This window comes from Streptomyces rubellomurinus, assembly GCF_000961885.1.
Classification (GTDB): domain Bacteria; phylum Actinomycetota; class Actinomycetes; order Streptomycetales; family Streptomycetaceae; genus Kitasatospora; species Kitasatospora rubellomurina.
In genome coordinates this window covers 25,119-45,450 of the sequence record NZ_JZKH01000067.1, presented here as the reverse complement: position 1 = coordinate 45,450, position 20,332 = coordinate 25,119, and the positions used below count along the sequence as shown (strand labels likewise).

22 protein-coding genes are annotated in these 20,332 nt (G+C 75.0%); 11 read left to right on the top strand and 11 right to left on the bottom strand.

Annotation, left to right across the window (positions count from 1 at the left end):
* Positions 1–116 precede the first annotated feature (116 nt).
* Positions 117–833, bottom strand: a complete 717-nt coding sequence (locus tag VM95_RS27050) for a response regulator transcription factor (protein WP_045701350.1) — start codon at positions 831–833, stop codon at positions 117–119.
* 217 nt (positions 834–1,050) lie between these two features.
* On the opposite strand from VM95_RS27050, the gene VM95_RS27045 reads away from it, so the two are divergent.
* The 3 genes from VM95_RS27045 to VM95_RS27035 are packed head-to-tail and all read left to right on the top strand — an operon-like array spanning position 1,051 to position 3,707.
* Complete coding sequence (locus tag VM95_RS27045) at positions 1,051–2,415, top strand: ferredoxin reductase family protein (RefSeq protein ID WP_052707611.1); 1,365 nt, start codon at positions 1,051–1,053, stop codon at positions 2,413–2,415.
* 45 nt (positions 2,416–2,460) lie between these two features.
* Complete coding sequence (locus VM95_RS27040; protein WP_045701347.1) at positions 2,461–2,961, top strand: FMN-binding protein; 501 nt, start codon at positions 2,461–2,463, stop codon at positions 2,959–2,961.
* Positions 2,962–2,996: 35 nt separating this feature from the next.
* Positions 2,997–3,707, top strand: a complete 711-nt coding sequence (locus VM95_RS27035; protein WP_045701366.1) for an FAD:protein FMN transferase — start codon at positions 2,997–2,999, stop codon at positions 3,705–3,707.
* Positions 3,708–3,768: 61 nt separating this feature from the next.
* On the opposite strand, the gene VM95_RS39170 is transcribed toward VM95_RS27035, so the two are convergent.
* The 4 genes from VM95_RS39170 to VM95_RS27015 all read right to left on the bottom strand — a co-directional run bounded on the left by VM95_RS39170 (position 3,769) and on the right by VM95_RS27015 (position 7,937).
* A complete protein-coding gene (locus tag VM95_RS39170) occupies positions 3,769–4,512 on the bottom strand; it encodes a hypothetical protein (protein ID WP_052707609.1) in 744 nt (247 codons plus the stop codon).
* 131 nt (positions 4,513–4,643) lie between these two features.
* Entirely contained in the window at positions 4,644–5,693 is a 1,050-nt protein-coding gene (locus tag VM95_RS27025) for an LLM class flavin-dependent oxidoreductase (RefSeq protein WP_045701345.1), read from the bottom strand.
* A 168-nt stretch (positions 5,694–5,861) separates the two neighbouring features.
* On the bottom strand, positions 5,862–6,251 hold the full coding sequence (locus tag VM95_RS27020) for an SCO5389 family protein (protein WP_045701343.1): 390 nt from the start codon (positions 6,249–6,251) through the stop codon (positions 5,862–5,864).
* A 156-nt stretch (positions 6,252–6,407) separates the two neighbouring features.
* Entirely contained in the window at positions 6,408–7,937 is a 1,530-nt protein-coding gene (locus VM95_RS27015; RefSeq protein WP_045701341.1) for an MFS transporter, read from the bottom strand.
* A 231-nt stretch (positions 7,938–8,168) separates the two neighbouring features.
* On the opposite strand from VM95_RS27015, the gene VM95_RS27010 reads away from it, so the two are divergent.
* Both VM95_RS27010 and VM95_RS39165 read left to right on the top strand, forming a co-directional pair.
* The gene (locus VM95_RS27010; protein ID WP_045701339.1) at positions 8,169–8,555 is read left to right on the top strand and encodes a nuclear transport factor 2 family protein; all 387 of its coding nucleotides are present in this window, start codon (positions 8,169–8,171) and stop codon (positions 8,553–8,555) included.
* 77 nt (positions 8,556–8,632) lie between these two features.
* Positions 8,633–9,214, top strand: a complete 582-nt coding sequence (locus VM95_RS39165; RefSeq protein WP_244178961.1) for a hypothetical protein — start codon at positions 8,633–8,635, stop codon at positions 9,212–9,214.
* A 61-nt stretch (positions 9,215–9,275) separates the two neighbouring features.
* Here the strand turns inward: VM95_RS39165 and VM95_RS27000 are convergent, their stop codons facing one another.
* On the bottom strand, positions 9,276–9,500 hold the full coding sequence (locus VM95_RS27000) for a hypothetical protein (RefSeq protein ID WP_045701337.1): 225 nt from the start codon (positions 9,498–9,500) through the stop codon (positions 9,276–9,278).
* Positions 9,501–9,758: 258 nt separating this feature from the next.
* On the opposite strand from VM95_RS27000, the gene VM95_RS26995 reads away from it, so the two are divergent.
* Positions 9,759–10,376 (top strand): TetR-like C-terminal domain-containing protein, encoded by a 618-nt coding sequence (locus VM95_RS26995; RefSeq protein ID WP_045701334.1) that lies wholly within the window; start codon positions 9,759–9,761, stop codon positions 10,374–10,376.
* 83 nt (positions 10,377–10,459) lie between these two features.
* Here the strand turns inward: VM95_RS26995 and VM95_RS26990 are convergent, their stop codons facing one another.
* Complete coding sequence (locus VM95_RS26990; protein ID WP_045701332.1) at positions 10,460–11,824, bottom strand: FAD-dependent oxidoreductase; 1,365 nt, start codon at positions 11,822–11,824, stop codon at positions 10,460–10,462.
* Positions 11,825–11,959: 135 nt separating this feature from the next.
* Positions 11,960–12,778 carry a slipin family protein gene (locus tag VM95_RS26985; RefSeq protein WP_078860589.1) on the bottom strand — a complete coding sequence of 273 codons (819 nt, stop codon included), beginning with the start codon at positions 12,776–12,778 and terminating at the stop codon, positions 11,960–11,962.
* Between the two features lie 447 nt (positions 12,779–13,225).
* Between VM95_RS26985 and VM95_RS26980 the strand changes: the two genes are divergently transcribed.
* Positions 13,226–14,128: a helix-turn-helix transcriptional regulator gene (locus VM95_RS26980; RefSeq protein ID WP_045701330.1), complete on the top strand. Its 903-nt coding sequence runs from the start codon at positions 13,226–13,228 to the stop codon at positions 14,126–14,128.
* Between the two features lie 54 nt (positions 14,129–14,182).
* Here the strand turns inward: VM95_RS26980 and VM95_RS26975 are convergent, their stop codons facing one another.
* Positions 14,183–15,043: an NmrA family NAD(P)-binding protein gene (locus tag VM95_RS26975; protein ID WP_045701328.1), complete on the bottom strand. Its 861-nt coding sequence runs from the start codon at positions 15,041–15,043 to the stop codon at positions 14,183–14,185.
* Between the two features lie 319 nt (positions 15,044–15,362).
* Between VM95_RS26975 and VM95_RS26970 the strand changes: the two genes are divergently transcribed.
* The 4 genes from VM95_RS26970 (at position 15,363) to VM95_RS26955 (ending at position 18,721) form a co-directional block, all read left to right on the top strand.
* The gene (locus VM95_RS26970) at positions 15,363–16,013 is read left to right on the top strand and encodes a helix-turn-helix domain-containing protein (RefSeq protein ID WP_045701326.1); all 651 of its coding nucleotides are present in this window, start codon (positions 15,363–15,365) and stop codon (positions 16,011–16,013) included.
* A 37-nt stretch (positions 16,014–16,050) separates the two neighbouring features.
* The gene (locus VM95_RS26965) at positions 16,051–16,578 is read left to right on the top strand and encodes a GNAT family N-acetyltransferase (protein WP_078860585.1); all 528 of its coding nucleotides are present in this window, start codon (positions 16,051–16,053) and stop codon (positions 16,576–16,578) included.
* 173 nt (positions 16,579–16,751) lie between these two features.
* A complete protein-coding gene (locus VM95_RS26960) occupies positions 16,752–17,996 on the top strand; it encodes a styrene monooxygenase/indole monooxygenase family protein (protein WP_045701322.1) in 1,245 nt (414 codons plus the stop codon).
* A gap of 176 nt (positions 17,997–18,172) precedes the next feature.
* On the top strand, positions 18,173–18,721 hold the full coding sequence (locus tag VM95_RS26955; RefSeq protein ID WP_045701320.1) for a hypothetical protein: 549 nt from the start codon (positions 18,173–18,175) through the stop codon (positions 18,719–18,721).
* Positions 18,722–18,755: 34 nt separating this feature from the next.
* Here the strand turns inward: VM95_RS26955 and VM95_RS26950 are convergent, their stop codons facing one another.
* Together VM95_RS26950 and VM95_RS26945 are read right to left on the bottom strand one after the other, a co-directional pair.
* Positions 18,756–19,499, bottom strand: a complete 744-nt coding sequence (locus VM95_RS26950; protein WP_045701317.1) for an SOS response-associated peptidase — start codon at positions 19,497–19,499, stop codon at positions 18,756–18,758.
* A gap of 90 nt (positions 19,500–19,589) precedes the next feature.
* Positions 19,590–20,291 (bottom strand): Lsr2 family DNA-binding protein, encoded by a 702-nt coding sequence (locus tag VM95_RS26945; protein ID WP_045701315.1) that lies wholly within the window; start codon positions 20,289–20,291, stop codon positions 19,590–19,592.
* Positions 20,292–20,332 lie beyond the last annotated feature (41 nt).

The following is a 20,332-nucleotide window of genomic DNA, read 5'->3' as shown; positions in this document are numbered from 1 at the left end:
CCGGGGGGGGGGGGGCCCCCAAAGCGGGGGGGCGGGTCGGGGGGGTTGGGGCCAGCAGCGCCGGCCCCTACCCCAAGTGGGGGGCCGGCTTTCCCACCCGGGCCGCCCGGGCCCCCTCACGGCGCGGCCTTGATCAGGTACCCGGCGCCGCGCACGGTGTGGATCATCGGCGCCCGCCCGGCGTCGAGCTTTCGCCGCAGGTAGCTGATGTACAGCTCCACCACGTGCGCCCGGCCGCCGAAGTCGTACGACCAGACCGCGTCCAGGATCTGCGCCTTGCTGAGCACCTGCCGCGGGTGCCGCAGCAGGTAGTGCAGCAGCGCGTACTCGGTCGGGCTCAGCTCGACCACCTCGCCGCCCCGGGTGACCTCGCGGGCCCGCTCGTCGAGCATGAGGTCGCCGAGCACCAGCGCGCCCGGCGGGGGGCCGACCGGGGCGGCGGCGGGGGTGCGGCGCAGCAGGCTGCGCAGCCGGACCGCCACCTCGGCCAGGCTGAACGGCTTGGTGACGTAGTCGTCGCCCCCGGCGGCGAGGCCGGCGATCCGGTCCTCGACGGCGTCCCGCGCGGTGAGGAACAGCACCCGGACCTCCGGCCGGTCGAGGTGGATGCGGCGCAGCACCTCCATGCCGTCGATGTCCGGCAGCATCATGTCGAGGACCACCGCGTGCGGCCGCCACTCGGCGGCGGCCGCGACGGCGGCGAGCCCGGCGGTGGCGGCGCGGGCCTGCCAGCCCTCGTAGCGCAGGGTGCTGCAGAGCACGTCGACGAGGTCCGGCTCGTCGTCGACGACGAGGATGCGCCAGGGTTCCTGCCGGTCGGTGCTGCGGTCCATACGGCTCCGGAGGCGGTGAGAGCGGTCGTTCCGCTGCCGATTCTGGCAGGTCGCGATGAGAAAGCCGTGAGATCCGCAGCCACCGCCCGGTCCGCCGCACCCGCCCTGACCTGGGCGGACGTCCGTGCGGACGGTGAGGGCGGGCTCCGACTCAGAGGGAACTCAGAGCTTCCGGTGCCAAGGTGATCGCACACCGTTCGAACGAGGGGAGCCGCCCGTGACGACCACCGTCAGCGAGGACCGCCGCGCCGGCCGGCCCACCCGGGGCGCGGCCGGGCGCGGGCTGCCGGTGCGCCCGGTGCCCGCCGCCGTGCTCGCGCTGATCGTCCTCGGTGCGCTCGGGGTGCTGCTGCCGTGGTGGCGTGACACCGCCGGGGTGGCCGGCGCGGCCGGCTGGCTCACCGGGGCGGGCCGGATCACCGGCCTGCTGGCCGGGTACGCGGCGCCCGTGCTGCTGCTCCTGATGGCCCGGATCCCGCTGCTGGAGCGCGAGGTCGGCGCGGACCGGCTGGCCCGCTGGCACGCGTTCGGCGGCCGCTGGCTGGTCGGCCTGGTGACGGCGCACGTGCTGACGATCGTCTGGGGCTACGCGCTGACCGACGGGCGCGGGGTGGTCGGCGAGGGCGTGGAGATCGTCCTCCACTACCCGGACATGCTCAAGGCGACGGCCGGCACCCTGCTGCTGCTCGGCACCGGCGCGGTCTCCGCCCGGGCCGCCCGCCGCCGGCTGAGCTACGAGACCTGGTACTACGCCCACCTGGCCACCTACCTGGCCGTCGCGCTCGCCTTCGGCCACCAGCTGAGCACCGGGGCCGACCTCGGCGACGGCCCCGGCCTCGCGCTCTGGTACCTGCTGTACGGCGGCACGGCCCTGCTGATCGGCTGGTACCGGCTGGCGGTGCCCGCCCTGCGCGACCGGCGGCACCGGCTGCGGGTCGCCGAGGTGCGGGAGGAGGCGCCGGGCGTGGTCTCGGTGTACCTCACCGGCGAGCGGCTGGACGAACTGGGCGCGCGGGCCGGGCAGTTCTTCCGCCTCCAGTTCCAGGCGCCCGGCCTGCGCTGGGCCGCCCACCCGTACTCGCTGTCCGCGCCGCCGCACCCGCGGTTCCTCCGGTTCACCGTCAAGGCCGTGGGCGGGCACAGCGCCGCCGTCGCCCGGCTGCGGCCCGGCACCCGGGTGCGCGCCGAGGGCCCGTACGGGGCGTTCACCGGGCGGCTGCAGCGCAAGCGGAAGGTGCTGCTGCTGGCCGGCGGCGTCGGGATCACCCCGCTGCGGGCGCTGTTCGAGACGCTGCCCGGCGAGCTGACCCTGGTCCAGCGCGTCCGGCGGTCCGAGGACCTGCTGTTCGAGCGGGAGCTGGCGGCCGTGGCGGCCGGGCGGGGCGCCCGGGTGCACCGGCTGGTCGGCTCCCGGGCGCAGGTGGGCGACCTGGGGGAGGCCCTGGCCCGGCTGGTGCCGGACCTCGCGCGGCACGAGGTCTACCTGTGCGGGTCGGAGGCGATGACCGCCGAGGCCGTCCGGGCACTGCGGGCGGCAGGGGTGCCGCGCTCCCGGATCCACCACGAGTCCTTCGTGTTCTGAACCCCGCCGTCCGTCATCCCCTTCATCCGCGTCGAGGAGTACGAAGTGCGCAGAGCCGTCGTCACCGCAGCGGCCACCACGGCCGGGGTCGTGCTGTTGCTGTCGCTGAAGCCCCACACGGGCCAGGGCGGCGCCGCCACCCGGCCGATCAGTTCCGACCCGGGCGCGGCCGCCGCCGAACCTCCGTCCACGGCGAGCACCGCCGGCCCGAGCGCCGCAGCCGGCCCGAGCAGCGGAGCCGCCCCGAGCAGCGCCGCCCCGGCCACCGCCACCCGCAGCATCACCGGCGACGCGGCCGACACCCGGTACGGCCCGGTGCAGGTCAAGGTCACCCTGGCCGGCGCCCGGATCACCCGGATCGACGTGCTGCGCTACCCCAACGACAGCGGCCGGGACCGTTCGATCAGCGGCTACGCCCTCCCGCAGCTCAACCAGGAGGCGATCGCCGCCCAGAGCGCCGACATCGACGTCGTCTCCGGCGCCAGCTACACCAGCGACGGCTACACCCGCTCGCTGCAGAGCGCCCTCGACAAGGCGCACGCGTGAGCGCCGCGCAGCCGCTGCGGCACACCGAGCACGTGATGGGCACGGTGTTCTCCTTCGCCGTGCGCGACCCGGGCCCCGGCACGGCCGCCGCGCTGGAGCGGATCACCGCCCGGCTGCACCGCATCGACGCGGTCTTCTCCCCCTACCGGCCCGACAGCCAGGTCAGCCGGCTCGGCCGCGGCGAGCTCGCGCTCGACGCCTGCGACCTGGAGGTCGCCGAGGTGCTGCGCCAGTGCCGCCGGGTGGCCGAGGAGACCGGCGGCCACTTCACCGACCACCCCGCCGGCCGGCTCGACCCGAGCGGCTGGGTGAAGGGCTGGGCCGTGGAGGAGGCTTCCCGGGAGCTGCGGGCGGCGGGCTCGGTCCAGCACTGCGTCAGCGGCGGCGGGGACGTGCAGACCGTCGGCGGCCCCTGGCGGGTCGGCGTCGCGGACCCGCTGCGCCCGGGCGCCCTGGCCACCGTCCTCACCGGCCACGACCTCGCGGTCGCCACCTCCGGCACCGCCGAGCGCGGCGCCCACATCCACGACCCGCGCACCGGCCGCCCGGCCACCGGCCTGGCCTCGCTCACCCTGGTCGGCTCCCGGATCGCCGACACCGACGCCTACGCGACGGCCGCGTTCGCGATGGGTCCCGACCGCGCGCTCGCCTGGATCGCCGCCCGCCCCGGCCTGGAAGCCCTCGCCATCCTCCCCACCGGCGAGCGCCGCACCACCCCGGGCTTCCCCGGCCCGGCCGCCGCCTGAGACCGCGGGCGCGCCGACCCCGCTCGGCGGGACCGGCGCACCCGGGCGACTCCCGTACGAGTCAGGCCAGGTAGCGGTCCGCCAGGTCCCCGTACCCGCCGGCCGTCCAGACCGCCCTGCGGAACTCCGCCAGGTCGAGCGCGCCCGCGCCCTGCCCGGCCGTGGGCGGGAAGTACGCGCAGCCGCAGCGGTCGCAGTACCAGGCCTGCCGCCACAGCCGCTCGGCCGCCGGCTGCCCGGCCAGCCGCCGCCGGCGGGCCACGTGCAGCGCGACGGCGGCTGCGAGCAGCGCCACCGCGGCGACCACGAGCAGCACGGACACCCACACCGGCACGAGCCCGTCGTGCGCCTCGGCGAGGTGGACGGCCTGCGGGGCCGGGGCATCGTCGGGGCGGATCAGCTCCCCGTTCGGCCCGAACACGACGTGGCCGGTCGGGAGCCCGTTCCCGTGGGTGGCCCAGGCCGGCGGCGAGAAGTCCGTCTTCGCGACGTCGGACGAGTCGCGCTCCACCGAGCGCTCGATGAAGGTGAACGCGGCCCCCATCCCGGTCAGCACGCCCAGGACGCCGAAGGTCCGGCCGAGGACGCTGCCGCGCGGCGGCGCGGGCGCGAGCGCCCGGCCGAGGGCGGAGACGAGCTCGCGGGTCTCGGTGTGGCCGTGCTCGCCCCTGGTCCGGACGGTCACCTGCTGCCGCTCGGCGAGGTGGACGGCCGGGACGCCGCGGGCCCGGTCCGTGAGCCCGCAGCTCGGGCAGGCCTGGAGCGCGGGCCGCGGTGGTACGGGCGCCGCATCGTGGATCGCCATGTCGGTGTTGTCCCCCCGTGTGGACGGCCGGTCGGCCGTTCGTATCCGGGTGGACGCGGCCGCGTGTCGTTCGGTTGCGGCTCAACGAGGAGAGATCGTCACGGAGTCGACCCGACGTCGCAACGGACGGATCACCCCTGGCCGGCCCCGGCCGCACCGGATGCCGGCCGCCAGCCGAGCGCGGGGCCGAGCCGGGTCGCCAGGTCGGTGAGGATCTGCACGTAGTCCCGGTGCTCGAAGGTGAACGGCAGCGCGATGGCCACCTCGTCCACCTCCCGGAAGCCCGCGTGCGCCCGCAGTCGCTCCGCCAGCTCCTCCGAGCCGCCGACCAGGTCCGGTGCGAACAGCAGCCGGTTCGGGCCCTGCGGGGCGAGCGTGCGCGGGGTGCGGGAGAGCGCGTAGGCCTCGTAGCGGGCGCGCTGTTCGGGCGTGGCGCTGTCGGTGGGGATGACGACCAGGCCCTGCGAGACCCGGGCCCGCTCGCCGGCCGGGTGGTGGCGGCGGAAGGTGCGGATCAGCTCGGCCTGGAGCTCGGCGAAGTCCAGCGGCTCGCCCTCCACCGCCTTGACCACGCTGCTGGTGAGCAGGTTCAGCCCCTGCTCGCCGGCCCAGGTCGCGGAGCTCCGGCTGCCGGCGCCGTACCAGAGCCGGTCGGCGAGCCCGGGGGAGTGCGGCTGGACGCGGCGCGAGTACACCTCGATGCCCTCGGTGCCCTCGAACGACGAGGCGTCCTCGCCGCGCACCAGCGCCAGGAAGCGCTCGGCCCGGGCCCGGCCGAAGTCCTCCTGCTCGGCGCTGTCCGGGTAGAGCGCGCCGCGCACCTGCTCCCAGTGCACGGGCGGGCCGACGCTGAAGCCGGGCTCCAACCGGCCGCCGGAGAGCACGTCGACGGTGCCGAGGTCCTCGGCCAGCCGCAGCGGGTTCTCCCAGCCGAGCGGGGTGACGGCGGTGCCGAGCCGGATGCGGCTGGTGCGCTGGGAGGCGGCGGCCAGCACGGCGACCGGGGACGAGATGCCGTGCTGCAGGTGGCGGTGGCGCAGCCAGGTGCTGTCGAAGCCGAGCTGCTCGCCGAGCGTGATGAGGTCGAGGGTGGCTTCGTGGCCCCGGCGCGGGTCGGCCGCGTCGAAGGTCCCGATGGTGAGGAAGCCCAGCTGGCGCAGCGGGCGGGGGGAAGGCGGCATGGTCGGCGGCTCCGCAGGGGTGTGGCCCGGGCCCGGACGGCCCGGGCCAGGGGGTGCCCGTCGAACGTACGAGCCGTACGGCGCCGCCACAAGATCGGCGCGCGATCCGGACACCCCCGCGCAACGCGGTGCAATTCGGCGTCACGAAACCGCCGCACCGGGCCCGTTTCAGCAGCTGCGCAGCTCCGGGCTCTGGTTGCGGATCTGGTTGTGCAGCGAGGTGAACTCGCGGTACGCCGCCCCGCCCTCGGAGCCCGGCCGGAACGCGCCGACCCGGTGGCAGTTGACGAACGCGAGCTTCACGTCGAAGTGCTCCTCCAGGCTGCCCCGGATCGCGTTGCTCGCCAGCGCCCGCAGCAGCTGGCCGCGCTGCTCGTCGTCGGGCGTGGTGTTGTCGGTGGCGAACTCGGCGTCCCCGGCGTCCAGTTCGGCCTTGAGCCCGGCGACCACGCGGTAGGCGTACGGCAGCGAGGCCCGGACGGTGCCGACGAAGTCGGCGTGGTCGACCTGCCCCTCGGCGGCCTGGGCGAGGAGGGCGGGGGAGACGTCGAGCGACATGGGAGTCCTCTTTCGGGGGTGCGGGAGCGCGGTCGAGCCCCGGGGCGCACGCGGCGCCGTCCGGTTATCGAAGATGAAAACCATTGCAAGAAGGACTCTCGCGAAACCCCTGACCCCTTGTCAAGCTCCGCCCCCGAACGGGCCGCCGGGCCGGTGTCAGTCCGCCTGCTCCGGAACGCCGGCGACCTTCCTCACCTTGATCACGAAGACGGCGATCACCACCGCCAGGGCCGCGAACACCAGGCCCAGCTGGAACGCGTCGGCGATGCCGTGCACCAGGACCTGGGAGGAGTACGGGGCCGGGAGCCTGCCGCTCGCCCTGAAGTCGGCGGCCTGCTGGGGGGTGGCCTGGCGCAGGAACGCGCCGACCTGCCGGCGGGCCTCGTCGCGGCTGGCCGTGCCGTAGACCGTGACCAGGATCGACAGGCCGAGCGAACCGCCCACCTGCTGGGTGGTGTTGAGCATGCCGGTGGCCGCGCCGGTCTCGTGCGGGGCGACGTGGGAGACGGCGGTGAGCATCACCGGGACGAAGATCGAGCCCATGCCGAAGCCGAACAACAGCGTCGGGCCCAGGATGCCCCCGACGTAGCTGGTGCCGAGGTCGATCCGCGTCGCCCAGAACACCCCGCCGGCCACCAGCAGCGAACCGGCGACCAGGAACGGCTTGGCGCCCCATCGCAGTTGGTTGCGGGCGGCGAACTGGGCCGAGGCGATGATCGCGACGCTGATCGGCAGGAAGGCGAAGCCGGCCCGCAGCGGGCTGAAGCCGAGGATCTCCTGCACGAACAGGGTGATGAAGAAGAAGATGCTGAACATCGCCGCCGCCACGCACAGCATCAGCGCGTACGCGCCGGAGCGGTTGCGGTCGCGGAACAGGTGCAGCGGCGTGATCGGCTGTGCCACCCGCCGCTCGTTGGCCAGGAACGCGGCCAGCAGGACCGCCGCCAGGCTGAAGGCGAGCAGGGTGACGGAGTCCGTCCAGCCGTGCTCGGAGGCCCGGATGAAGCCGTAGACCAGCGAGACCATGCCCGCCGTCGCGGTGAACGCGCCGGTGAGGTCGAACCGGCCGGGGTGCCGCTCGGACTCGTTGATGTACAGCGGCGCCAGCAGCGCGATCGCGATGCCGATCGGTACGTTGACGAAGAACACCCACCGCCAGGACAGCCAGGACGTGAGCATGCCGCCGAGCAGCAGCCCGATGGCGCCGCCCGCGCCGGCGACGGCCGAGAACACGCCGAAGGCCCGGTTGCGCTCCGGGCCCTCCTTGAAGTTCGTCGCGATCAGCGCCAGCGCGGTCGGCGAGGCGATCGCCCCGCCCAGGCCCTGGAGGGCGCGGGCGGCCAGCAGCCAGGCCGAGGACTGCGCGACGCCGCCGAGCAGCGAGGCGAGGCTGAAGACCAGCACGCCGACGACGAACACCCGCCGCCGGCCCAGGATGTCGCCCGCCCGCCCGCCGAGCAGCAACAGCCCGCCGAAGGTCAGGGTGTAGGCGTTGATGACCCAGGACAGGTCGGTGGTGTTGAACTTCAGCGCCTGCTGGATGTGCGGCAGGGCGATGTTCACGATCGTGATGTCCAGGACGACCATCAACTGGGTGGCCGCGATCACGGTGAGGGCTATCCCCGGGTGCTGGCCGCGTCGGGCCTGCGCGGGCGGAGTCTGGGCCAGGGTTCGGGAGGTGACCATGGCGGGTTCCCCAAGGGCGTGGGAGGGAACGGAAACGTTCACTAAGAGAGACGGTAGTCCTCCGGGCATACCGAGCACAACCGGTCATCACGGACATTCGGCGACTTCCGGAAAACCGGCCGCGTCCCGCAACTCCCGCAGCCGATCGTCACGGTGGGGAGTACTCTCGTCGGCGCAGCGTCATGGCCGCGCGTCGCTCGTCCGCTCAGTCACCGAGAGGAAGCACCCACCATGTCCGACTCCCCGCAGATCGACACCGTCCGTCGCTTCTACGACGCCAAGGGCGATCTGGACGTGATCCGCTCCGTGGTCGCCCAGGAGGCCCGGTGGGACGTGGCGGAGGGCTTCCCCCGGGGCGGGGTGTACGAAGGCCTGGACCGGATCATCGCCGACTTCTTCCCGTTCCTCGCGGACTTCCGCGAGTTCCGGTGCCTCGGCGACGCGTACTTCGAGACCGGTGACGAGGTGATCGTGCTCGGCCGCTACGTCGGCGTCACGACCGGCGGCGAGCCGGTGGAGTCCCGCTTCGCGCACTTCTTCACCCTGCGCGACGGCAGGATCGTCCGGCTGCGCCAGACCTCCGACACCCTGCCGATCGCCCGCGCCCTCGGCCGCTGACGGCCGGACCGGCGGTTCCGGGCGTCTGAGTACGGATACTCATGACGCCCGGCGCGGAGCCGGGCCATGATCACGGGATGAGGACGAACCATCCCGGGCGGGGGCGCCTGACGATTCCTGCGGCGGCCCTCCTGGCCCTGCTGGCGGCGGGCTGCGGCAGCACCACGGCGGCGCCCGGCGCCCTGAAGCCGCCGAGCCGGGCCGCGACCGCGGCCGTACCGACCGTCCCGGCGGACTTCCCGTGCCCCGGTGAGACCCCCGGGCCGACCCCGAACATCACGCTCAAGGTCGAGGTCTCGGCCTCGGCAGCGCCCGGCGACCACTACGCCGAGAACCACGGCTTCAAGGTCCCGATCCCGCTGCACGGCCAGAGCCGCTGCGACGGCCTGGCGGCCGCCCAGCGGGTGAAGGGCGCGCTCGAACCGCTGCGCGCCCGCCACGACTTCACCAAGGAAGGCACCCGCGGCCTGCTCACCGGCCTCGGCTACCCGGCGGGCCGGGTGGACGTCCAGGAACTCGGCGCGGCCGGCGTCGCCTTCACCGCCGGCGACGGCCGGCTCTGCCTGAGCGGCACGGTGGGCAGCGGCGCCACCACCGTGGAGTCCTTCGCCGGCTACCCGGACGGCACCGGCTGCGAGCCGCCGCGCGGCGGCCACTGACCGGCCACTGACCGGCCACTGACCGGCCGGGGCCGGCCGGGTCGCCGGGCCGACCCGGCCGTCACTGCCCGGTGGCCGCCAGCGCCTCGCGGACGGTCAGCAGGCAGGGATCGCAGTAGCGGTCCGGCGCCGCCGGGGCCTCGCCGTCCATCGCGGGCACCACCCGCTGCGACGGCTCGAGGAGCCGCCCGCACAGCGACGCGCTCGCGTCGTCCTTCGCCATCACGTGCCACACCACGGCCGGCGGGGACACCGCCGGGTCGTGCTCGGCCCACATCTCGTACACGGCTCGACCTCCGGATCGCAGGGGCGCGGTCACCCCATGCAAACCCGTGCCGCCCCGACCGGCCACCGGACCGGGCCCGGTCGAATGGCCGCGCGCCGGCGTGCGCCCCGGCCGCCGGGCGAGTCCGCCCCGGTCCGGGCCGGACGGGCCGCGTGACTGGGGCACGACGGGTTCGTTCACTAACATCGGGAGTGCTCCGGTGCAACCGGGGCAGATGGGGGAGTGTCGAACAGGCGGGACCCGAGGAGGCGCGCAGTGATGACCGCAGAGACCGGCACCGTGCGCGGACCGGCGAGCGCCACTCCGCTGCGGCGGCGCGGCGAGGCGCTGGAGAGCGCCATCTTCGAGGCGGTCGTCCGGCAGCTCACCACCGACGGCTACGCCCGGCTGACCATGGAGGGCGTCGCCGCCGCCGCGCAGACCGGCAAGGCCGCCCTCTACCGCCGCTGGTCGAGCAAGGAGGCGCTGGTGCAGGACGCGCTGCGCGCCAGCCTGCCGCAGTCCGGCCCGGCGCCCGACACCGGCAGCCTGCGCGGCGACCTGCTGGAGGTGGTCGCCCGGCTGCGCACCGCGATGGTCAGCGAGGTGGGCGCCGCCGTGCGGGCGATCATGTCCGAACTGGACCACCAGCGGGCGCACGTCTTCCTGGCGATCGTGCTGGAGCGGGTCGTCGAGCCCACCACCGCCCTGGTCGGCGAGGTGCTGGCGCGCGGCGCCGCCCGGGGCGAGGTGCGGCCCGGCTCGGTGACCCCGCTGGTGACGGACGTCGTGCCGGCGCTGATGCTGTACCGGATCAAGATGTGCGGCGGCGACGCCGAGCGGATCGACCCGGCCGCCATCGTCGACGAGGTGCTGCTGCCCGTCGTCCGCCCCTGACCGCCGTCCCCGCGTCGGCGGCGACAGGCCGAGGGCCCGGCCCGTCCCCGGAAGGACGGGCCGGGCCCTCGGTGCGCCCCGGATCAGGCCCCGCTGTGGCGGAGCATGTCCTCGCGCTCGACGACCTTGACCCGCTCGCGCTGCTCGGCCGCGCCGAGCGCCCGCTCGTGCGCGTCGAGCTGCTTCCAGCCGTCCCAGGTGGTGTAGCGGACGCCCTGGGCGCGCAGGTGCTCCTCGACGGCGGCCGGGTCGGGCTCGACGGCGCCGGGCAGCCGGCCCGCGCCGTGGTCCTCCAGCAGGCAGGCGACGGTCTCGTTGGCGTCGCCCTTGGTGTGGCCGATCAGGCCGACCGGGCCGCGCTTGATCCAACCGGTGACGTACGTGGCGGTGCGGTGCGAGCCGTCGCCGTCCAGGACGCGGCCGGCCTCGTGCGGGACGGTGCCGGAGACCGGGTCGAAGGGCAGCTTGGGCAGCTCGTCCGAGTAGTAGCCGACCGCGCGGTACACCGACTGGACGTCCCAGTCGGTGAACCGGCCGGTGCCGCGCACGTTGCCGGTGCCGTCCAGCTCGGTGCGCTCGGTGCGCAGGCCGACGACCCGGCCGTCCTCGCCCAGGACCTCGGTCGGGGACTCGAAGAAGTGCAGGTAGACCCGGTGCGGGCGGTCGCCGACGTCGCGGATCGCCCAGTTCTCGATGGTCGAGGCGACCAGGTCGACGTGCTTGACGGCGCGGCGCTCGGCTATCGAGCCCTCGTCGTAGTCGATGTCCTCCGGGTTGACGATGACCTCGATGTTCGGCGAGTGGTCCAGCTCGCGCAGCTCCATCGGGCTGAACTTGGCCTGCGCCGGGCCCCGGCGGCCGAACACGTGCACCTCGACGGCGCGGTTCGCCTTGAGGCCGTCGTACACGTTCGGCGGGATCTCGGTGGGCAGCAGCTCGTCGGCGGTCTTGGCGAGGATGCGGGCGACGTCCAGGGCGACGTTGCCGACGCCGAGGACGGCGACCTTCTCGGCCTCCAGCGGCCAGGTGCGCGGCACGTCCGGGTGGCCGTCGTACCAGGAGACGAAGTCGGCGGCGCCGTACGAGCCGTCGAGCTCGATGCCGGGGATGCCGAGCGCGCGGTCGGCCATCGCGCCGGTGGAGAAGACCACGGCGTCGTAGAACCGGTGCAGGTCGTCCAGCGCGAGGTCGTTCGGGTAGTCGACGTTGCCGAACAGGCGGACCTGCGGCTTGTCCATCACCTGGTGCAGGGCCGTCACGATGCCCTTGATCCGCGGGTGGTCGGGCGCGACGCCGTATCTGATCAGGCCGAAGGGCGCGGGCATCCGCTCGAACAGGTCGATCGAGACCCCGGGGGTCTGGGCGGCGTCGGACTTCAGCAGGGCGTCGGCGGCGTAGACGCCGGCAGGGCCGGCTCCGACGATCGCGACCCTGATCGGGCGGTGCATGGTGGAAGGTCCTCCGGGCAGGCGCAACGGTTTCTGGACTATACCTGTGCAGCCAATCCGGCCCGCTGGCGGGGGTGTAGTCGGCGCCGGTCTATGGGGCCATAGAGCAGAGCTATGGCCCCACCGGGAATACCGTCAGGCGGTCCCGGCCGGCGGCCGGTCCTGCGTCCGGTCCTCGGCCCGGACCGGCACGACCGGCGCCGCGGCGCGGTCGGCCGCGGCCTCGAAGAAGCGCAGCAGCTCCACCGGGAACGGCAGCACCAGCGTCGAGTTCTTCTCCGCCGCCACCTCCACCACCGTCTGCAGCAGCCGCAGTTGCATCGCCGCCGGGGTCTGCTCCATCGTGGTCGCCGCCTCGGCCAGCTTGGCGGCGGCCTGGAACTCGCCGTCCGCGGTGATGATCCGGGCCCGGCGCTCCCGGTCGGCCTCCGCCTGACGGGCCATCGAGCGCTTCATCGAGTCGGGCAGGCTGACGTCCTTGATCTCGACCCGGTCGATGTGCACGCCCCAGCCGGTGGCCGGGCTCTCCAGCATCACCTCCAGGCCCTGGTGCAGGTTCTCCCGCCCGGAGAGCAGGTCGTCCAGCTCGCTCTTGCCGATGATCGAGCGCAACGAGGTCTGGGCGACCTGCAGCATCGCGAAGTGGTAGTTCTGGACGTCGACGGTGGCCCGGATCGGGTCCGCGACCCGGAAGTAGAGCACCGCGTCGACGCTCACCGAGACGTTGTCCCGGGTGATGCCCTCCTGGGCGGGCACCGGCATGGTGACGACCTGGACGTTCACCTTGCGCATCCGGTCCACGACCGGCACCAACAGGGTCACCCCCGGCTCGCGGACCTGCCCGCGCACCCGCCCGAGCCGGAACACCACGCCCCGCTCGTACTGCTGCACCACCCGGACACCGGTGGCCAGCAGGAACAGCACCAGCACGACGACGATCACGAGCGCTGCCATGGTCGTTCGGCCCCCCGTACGCGGCGCAGCCCGGCCGGGACCGGAGTGGCCCCTGTCGCGAGGGGTGCGAGCCGCGCTGGCCAGTATGCGCGCGGGTGGCCGGGACGGACAGGGCCGTGCAGCCGGTTCCTCGCCGCGGTGACCGCGCGTCAGGGCGCCCGGCCGGCCGGGGCGTACGACGGCGGCCCGCACTGCTCGGTCCGGGCCGCCGTCGTTCCCCCGTCTTCCCCCGCTGCTCTCCCCCGTCCCGTTTCCCCCGTCCCGGCGCGGCCCGCATCTCCCGTAGGGCCCCGCCGGGCGGTGCCGCCCCCTCTGGGGTGGGGGCGGTAGGACGAGGATGCCCGGGGGCGGCGCCGCGAGGGAGGTCAGACCGTGCCCTGGCAGCGCGGGCCGGATCATGGGCAGGGGCTCTGGACGACCCTCGTCCGTACGGAGACAATCGCCGCCATGGATCTCCCCGAGGCTCTCCGTGACTTCCTGGTATCCCGGCGTGCGCGGCTGCGCCCCGAGGACGTGGGGCTGCCGGTCCACGGCGTGCGAAGAGTGCGGGGCCTGCGCCGGGAGGAGGTGGCGGGGCTGGCGGCGATGAGCGTGGAGCACTACACCAGGCTGGAACGCGGCCAGGCCTCGCGGGTCTCGGACACCGTCCTGGACGCGGTCGCCGACGCCCTGCGGCTCAGCCCGGGGGAGCGGCGCTACCTGCGCAGCCTCGCCCGGCCGGCGGCCGTCGCCGACCCGCCCCTGCCCCCGCCCGAGCAGGTGGAGATCGGCCTGCAGCCGGTGCTGGATTCGATGGCCCTGACGCCCGCGTACCTGGTCGGCCCGCGCGGCGCGATCCTCGCCTGGAACCGGCTCGCCGCGGCGGTGTTCGTCGACTTCTCCCGGGTGCGCCCCGACGAGCGCACCGTCGGCCGGCTGGTCTTCGCCGACCCGGGCGCGCGGCGGCTCTACGTCGACTGGGAGGCGAAGGCGCGGGAGGCGGTGGGCCTGCTGCGCACGGAGGTCGCCAAGCGGCCCCGGGACGCCGTGCTCGCCCGGGAGATCAGCGAACTGCGCGAGCACAGCCCGGAGTTCCGCCGGCTCTGGGGCGAGCAGGTGGTGCTGGAGAAGGGCCACACGACCACGCTGCTCGACTGCCCGGGGATCGGCCGGCTGCGGCTGTCCGGTGCGGCGCTGCAGGTCGCCGACCGTCCGGACCTGGTGATCGCGGTGTACACGGCCGTGCCCGGGTCCGCGGACGAGCGGACGCTGCTCCGGCTGGCCCGAGCCGTCGCGCCCGTCGCGCCCGTCGTACCCGCAGCGCCCGTCGTGCCTGTCGCACCCGTCGCGCCGGAGCCCGCCGCCGGGTGAACGGCGGCGGGCTCCGGTGTTCGGGGGCGGAACCGGCCCTGAGCCGGCGGTGCGTCAGCCCCGGAAGGCGGCCGCGTGCTCGGCGGCGAACTCGGCGAAGGAACGCGGCGGCCGGCCGGTCAGCCCGGCCACGTCCGGGCTGACCGCCGAGGCGTGGCCGGCCGCGTACAGCCCGTAGAGCTCGACCATGCCCTCGGCCCGCCACGGCTGCCAGCCCGCCGCGAGCATCCCGGCCAGCGCCTGCTCGGGCGGCACGGCGGTGTACGTCACCGGGCGGTCCACGACGGCGGCGAGGCGCTCGGCCAACTCGCCGTGGGTGAGCGCCTCCGGGCCGGTCAGGGTGTAGACCGCGCCCTCGTGCCCGGCGCCGGCCAGCACCTCGACGGCGGCCGCCGCGACGTCCCGGGCGTCCACGTACGACACCGCGCCGGCGCCGCCCGGCACGGCCAGGGCGCCGGCCCGCACGGCCTCGGCCATCCCGAGGAAGTTCTGGTGGAAGCCGTTCGGCGCGACGACCGTCCAGGGCAGGCCGGAGGCCCGCAGGTGGTCCAGCCCGGCGACGTGCGCGCCGACGAAGCGGACGCCCTCGGGCCGCTGCTCGACGCCGGCCGCCGCGTGCAGCACGATCCGCGGGCGGCGGCCGGTGCGGACGGCGGCGTCGATCACGTTCCGCTCGTGCGCGGCCATCTCCGGGTGGACGGCGACCAGCAGGTAGACGGTGTCGGCCCCGGCGAGCGCGGCGTCCAGCGCGGCCGGGTCGGCGAAGTCGGCCTCGGCCCGTTCGACGTCGTCGCCCCACTCGGCGAGCCCCTTCGAGCCGGGCCGCACCACGGCCCGGACGGCCTCGCCGCGCTCGCGCAGCCCCTCGACGACCCTGGCGCCGACCGTACCGGTGGCTCCCGTCACGACGATCACGATTCGTTCCCTTCCCCGTGCCCGACGCGTAGTTGATGACGCGTCAGTCAGATCATCTCGTCGGTTCGGATGATCGCAGCCCGGCCGGAGTCGATCAAGAGCGGTCACGGACGGCCGGGCGGTCGGCGGGTCGGTTCGTGCCCGACCTCGACACGCCACGGCGCCCGCCCGTTGCTCGACTTGTCGCGGGCCGGGCGCTTGGATGGGGGCGGCCCGGTCACCGTCCGTACGCGACCGCGCGGGCGATCCCGCCGCGGTGTCCGTGCGAGCCCCGCGACGCGACCCGGGGCACCCCCGGCCAGCCGAGGAGCCGACACCCGTGAACGACACCACCGACCCCGCCGCCGTGGCCCGCCGCATCGCCGACCGGCGCCGCCAACTCGACCTCAGCGAGGACTCCTTGGCGCACCGGGCCGCGATGGCCCCGCGTTACCTCGCCCACCTGCTCGAAGCCGGGCCCACCTTCGACCCCGGTGGCTTCGTCCGGATCGCCGCCGTGCTCGGCCTCAGCCGTGACGAACTGCTCACCGGCCGCCAGGACGCCCCGCCCGGGCAGTCCGGCCCCGGCCCGCGCCCCCGGCTGCTCGACCTCACCGAAGCCGAGTGCTGGGACCTCGTCGGCACCCACGGCGTCGGCCGGATCGCCCTGCCGGTGCGGCCCGCGCCGGTCGTCTACCCCGTCAACTACGTGGTGGACCAAGGCAGTTTCGCCTACCGCACCGGCGAGGGCGCCGGCACCGCCCCGGCCGAGGGCGCCGCGCTGTCCTTCCAGGTCGACCACATCGACGAATACCTCGGGCGCGGCTGGAGCGTCCTCGCACTCGGCTCCGCGCACTACGTCGACGACCCGGAGGATCTGAGCCGCCTCTCCGGCCTGCCCGGCGCCGCCCCCTGGGCGGGCGGCGACCGGCCCCGCTGGGTCCGGGTCCGGCCGGACGAGATCACCGGCCGCCGGCTGGTCACCGGCTAAGGCCGCGGGCTCCCGGGGCCCGTCTAGGCTTCGCCGGGTGATCCCCGCACCGATACCCCTCGCAGCCCCCGCCCACCCGCTGACGGACGGCGTGGTGACCCTGCGCCCCCAGTGCGCCGCCGACGCGGAGGCCGTCGCGGCGGGCCGCGATCCGGAGCGACACCGGTGGCGAGAGGGCATGCCGGCCGCGTACCTACGGGAGTGGGAGGCCCGACAGGCCGGCCGCCGCGTCCCCCTGGTGGTCGCCGACGCGGCGACCGACGAACCGGTCGGACTCGTCGAACTGGCCCGGAAGCTCCACGCCTGCACCCTCCTCACCTGCCGGATCTTCCCCGAACGGCGCCGCCAGGGCCTGGCCACCCGGGCCGTCCGACTGCTGAGCGACTGGGGCCGGGGCGACGCCGACCTGCCCTGCCTCCAGCTGGAGGCGGCGGAGGCGGACACCGCGTGGCTCGGAGTCGCGGAGAAGAACGGCTTCGAGCGGCTGCACACCCGCAGGGGCCTGGTCCGCAGCAGGCCGCAGGTCCTCCTCGTCCTCGGCTGGAACGCCGAGCGCCACCGGTAGCGGGCCCCCGGCGCGGAATCCCGACCGCGCGCCGGAAGACGCGCCGCACCCGTGGACGTGGCGGGCACGGACTGGTATCCAGGCCACGGGCGGCCGGGCGGACCGCACATCCGGACCGCACATCCGGACCGCGCCGACCGCCGGAACGCACGGACAACCAGGAAGCGGGGACGATGCGCAGAGTTCTGATCGTCGGCGCCGGGCAGGCCGGCCTGCAACTGGCCCTCGGGCTCCAGGCCCACGGCTACGACGTCACGGTGATGACCGACCGCGACCCCGAAGCCGTCCGCACCGGGCGGGTGCTCTCCACCCAGTGCATGTTCGACACCGCGCTGCGCACCGAACGGGCCCTCGGCCTGGACCTCTGGGCCGAGGAGGCGCCCCGGATCGAGGGCGTCGGCGTGGCGCTGGGCGGTCCGGAGGCGGGCACCCGGGCGCTCGACTGGACCGGGCGGCTGGATGCCTTCGCGCAGTCCGTCGACCAGCGGCTGAAGATGCCGGCCTGGCTGGAGGCCTTCGCCGAGCGCGGCGGCCGGGTCGTGGTCGGGCCGGTCGGCGCCGGGGACGTGGCGCACCTGGCCGGCGCGTACGACCTGGTGCTGGTCGCCGCGGGCCGGGGCGGCCCGGGCTCGCTGTTCGAGCGCGACGAGGAGCGCTGCCCGTACGACCGGCCGCAGCGCGCGCTGGCGGTCAGCTACGTGCACGGTCTCGCGCCGCACCCGGGGCGGGACTTCCTGGCGGTGTCCTGCAGTCTGCTGCCCGGTGTCGGGGAGCTGTTCGTGATGCCGGCGCTGACCGCGGCCGGGCCGTGCGACATCCTGTTCTGGGAGGCCCTGCCCGGCGGCCCGGCGGATGCCTTCGACGGGCTCCGCGACCCGGCCGAACACCTGCGGGTCACCCTGGAACTGATGCGGACCCACACCCCCTGGGAGTACGACCGCACCCGGGGCGGTGTCGAGCTCGTCGACGCGGGCGCCACCCTGGCCGGCCGCTTCACCCCGACCGTGCGCCGTCCGGTCGGCGAACTTCCCGGCGGGGGAGCGGTGTTGGGCGTCGCCGACGCCGTGGTCGCGAACGACCCGATCACCGGGCAGGGCGCGAACAGCGCCGCCAAGTGCGCGGACGGATACCTGGAGGCGATCCTCGCCCACGGCGACAAGCCCTTCGACCGCGACTTCATGCAGGCCGCGTTCGACCGCTTCTGGGAGACCACCGCCGGGCCCGCCACCGCGTGGAGCAACGCGATGCTCGCCCCGCCGCCCCCGCACGTCCTGGACGTGCTCGGCGCGGCCGCCCGACGCCCCGCCGTGGCGGACCGGTTCGCCAACGCCTTCGACCGGCCGGCCGACCTGGCCGAGTGGTTCCTGGACCCGGCGGGGACGGCGGCCTACCTGGCCTCCCTCGATCGGGACGAATAGGGAGAATTCCCGCGATGTCCCACGGGGCCGGCCCCGGCACCGGACGATTTCTTGTCAATGCCGGGGCCAGATGGGAGCATTCGGCCGCTGAAAGCACGACAGCACGCAACGACAGAACGCAACGACAGAACGCGCGGCAAACGCGCGGCAGTACGCACGACGACCGGGGGAGCACGATGGCGGCCAGCGCCGACGGCAACATGTCACAGACCGTGATAGACACGGCGGTCAAGGAGCGCGAACGGCTGCACACCGGCCGCAGCCGGACCAGCACGATGGTGGTGCTGGGGCTGCTCGCCGCGGCCGGCCTGTTCGCGGCGCTGGTGCTCGGGAAGGCGGACCCGAACACCCCGCCGGACTGCGACGGCCACACCATGACGCACACCAGCCTGTGCCAGATCATCTCCAACCGCGGCGGCGGCGGGACGTTCTCCTACTCGGAGATGATCGACCGCCGCGAGTCCTCGAAGGAGATCTGGCGGTACGTCGGGTTCGGCACCACCGGCGTGATGCTCGTCTCGATGGTGTTCGCCTTCACCAAGCTGGACCCGAACCGCCCGTGGGGCACGGCCGTCCCGGCCGCCTGCCCGCGCTGCTACCAGCCGACCCTGCGGGAGAAGCTGACCGTGCACAGCGTCACCCGGGGGCGGACCACCTACCGGTACAGCGGCATCGTCACGCTCTGCACCCCGGTCTGCGGGTTCCGGACCATCCGCCAGCGCTGACGGGCCCTCGACGGCCGGCCCGGCCGGCCGTCCGTCAGTCGGCGAGGCCCAGCGGGTCCGGTGCGTCGTCGAGGAGTTCCGGCCCGTTGTTGCGGACGCTGTTGACGGCGGTCGACACAGCCCGCACCCGCAGGTCGCCGTCCGCCGGGCGGCGCAGCAGGTGGTGCAGCTCGGCGGAGTCGGTGTGGGCCGCGGAGAGCCAGACGTCCAGGTCGTCCGGGGCGATGGTGAGCGGCATCCGGTCGTGCACCCGGCCGGCGCTGTCGGTGGCGTCCGTGGTGATGATCGTGGTGGTGGCGAGCCAGGCCAGCGGGTCGTCCTCGGGCCGGCCCGGGTCGCGCCAGAACTCGTACAGGCCGGCCATCAGCAGCACGCCGCCGGTGCTCAGGAAGTACGGCTGCTTGTACTTCCGGCGGCCGGCCTCGGCCGGCACCTCCCGCCACTCGAAGTAGCCGTCCGCGGGCAGCACGCAGCGGCGGGCGGCGAAGGCCTTGCGGAAGGCCGGCTTGGTGTCGACGGTCTCCGAGCGGGCGTTGATCATCCGGGCCGCCCCGGACGGGTCCTTCGACCAGGACGGGACGAGGCCCCAGCGCAGCGGCCGCAGCCCGCGCACCAGCTCGCCGGTCTCCCGGTCGACCCGCTCCAGCACGACCGGCACCGGGTCGGTCGGTGCCACGTTCCAGCTCGGGGCCAGGGCCTCGGCCGGGTCCCAGCGCAGCTCGCCGAGCAGCGAGACGAGGTCCTGGGGCGTGGTGGTGGAGACGAAGCGGCCGCACATGCCCCCCAGCCTGCCACCACCCGCCGACAACCGGCGCGGTCGACCCGCTGGCAGGCTCACCGGCCGACCCACTGGCCGACCTGGCGGGCGTCACCCCCGTGCGGCCTCGTAGGCCGCGCGGATGCTGGAGGGCACGCGCCCGCGGTCGTTCACGACCAGGCCGTGGGTGCGGGCCCAGTCGCGTATCAGCTCGTCCCCCGGCCGGGATTCGTCGCGGGCGAGGGGCCGCGCGGGCGCGCCGGGGCCGCGCCGGTCCCCGGTGCCGGCGCCTTCCAGCTGGTCCGCCGCGTGCTGGAGGAAGGCGGCCAACGAGGCGTGCACGCCCTCCTCGGGCAGGCTCGCGTCGGCCCACGTTCCGACCGTCCCGGTGACCGCGTCCAGGAACGTCCCGTACAGGCCGTCGCGGTCCGCGGCGATGGGCACCCACTCCGGGCGCCAGAGCGGGGCGTCGGGGTCCTCGGAGGGCTCCGACCGCTCCATGGCGAGCTGGTGGAGGTAGACCCGCTGGATGTCCCCCAGGCCGAGCAGGAGACTGCCACCGGGAAGCGGCACCGCGCACCCCCGTTCCACCAGGGACCCCGGGGCGTCCGGCCGCACGTCGGTGTCCCCGTCGTTCGCCCGGAGCCACTGGCGCAGCTCCGGCGGCAGCTCCAGGCCCATCCGCGCCTCGGCCCGGGCGATGGCGTCCGGGCTCGCCGGACCGCCGAGGGCGGCGAATGCCCCGGGGTCGTTCCGTCGGAGCCACGCGGCGACCCGGGCCCACGCCTCCCCCACGTTCCCTGCCTGCTTCATCGGAGCTCCCCCCGGTCGCGACGACGGTCGATCACGCACGG

Coding starts and splice junctions, on each gene's coding strand:
- VM95_RS26960 (WP_045701322.1), top strand. CDS start 16,752: ATGCGCAGAGTTCTGATCGTCGGCGCCGGGCAGGCCGGCCTGCAACTG.
- VM95_RS39170 (WP_052707609.1), bottom strand. CDS start 4,512: ATGGCGATCCACGATGCGGCGCCCGTACCACCGCGGCCCGCGCTCCAG.
- VM95_RS27025 (WP_045701345.1), bottom strand. CDS start 5,693: ATGCCGCCTTCCCCCCGCCCGCTGCGCCAGCTGGGCTTCCTCACCATC.
- VM95_RS26980 (WP_045701330.1), top strand. CDS start 13,226: ATGGATCTCCCCGAGGCTCTCCGTGACTTCCTGGTATCCCGGCGTGCG.
- VM95_RS26955 (WP_045701320.1), top strand. CDS start 18,173: ATGGCGGCCAGCGCCGACGGCAACATGTCACAGACCGTGATAGACACG.
- VM95_RS27010 (WP_045701339.1), top strand. CDS start 8,169: ATGTCCGACTCCCCGCAGATCGACACCGTCCGTCGCTTCTACGACGCC.
- VM95_RS26945 (WP_045701315.1), bottom strand. CDS start 20,291: ATGAAGCAGGCAGGGAACGTGGGGGAGGCGTGGGCCCGGGTCGCCGCG.
- VM95_RS27020 (WP_045701343.1), bottom strand. CDS start 6,251: ATGTCGCTCGACGTCTCCCCCGCCCTCCTCGCCCAGGCCGCCGAGGGG.
- VM95_RS39165 (WP_244178961.1), top strand. CDS start 8,633: ATGAGGACGAACCATCCCGGGCGGGGGCGCCTGACGATTCCTGCGGCG.
- VM95_RS27050 (WP_045701350.1), bottom strand. CDS start 833: ATGGACCGCAGCACCGACCGGCAGGAACCCTGGCGCATCCTCGTCGTC.
- VM95_RS26950 (WP_045701317.1), bottom strand. CDS start 19,499: ATGTGCGGCCGCTTCGTCTCCACCACCACGCCCCAGGACCTCGTCTCG.
- VM95_RS26985 (WP_078860589.1), bottom strand. CDS start 12,778: ATGGCAGCGCTCGTGATCGTCGTCGTGCTGGTGCTGTTCCTGCTGGCC.
- VM95_RS27035 (WP_045701366.1), top strand. CDS start 2,997: ATGGGCACGGTGTTCTCCTTCGCCGTGCGCGACCCGGGCCCCGGCACG.
- VM95_RS27015 (WP_045701341.1), bottom strand. CDS start 7,937: ATGGTCACCTCCCGAACCCTGGCCCAGACTCCGCCCGCGCAGGCCCGA.
- VM95_RS26995 (WP_045701334.1), top strand. CDS start 9,759: ATGACCGCAGAGACCGGCACCGTGCGCGGACCGGCGAGCGCCACTCCG.
- VM95_RS26990 (WP_045701332.1), bottom strand. CDS start 11,824: ATGCACCGCCCGATCAGGGTCGCGATCGTCGGAGCCGGCCCTGCCGGC.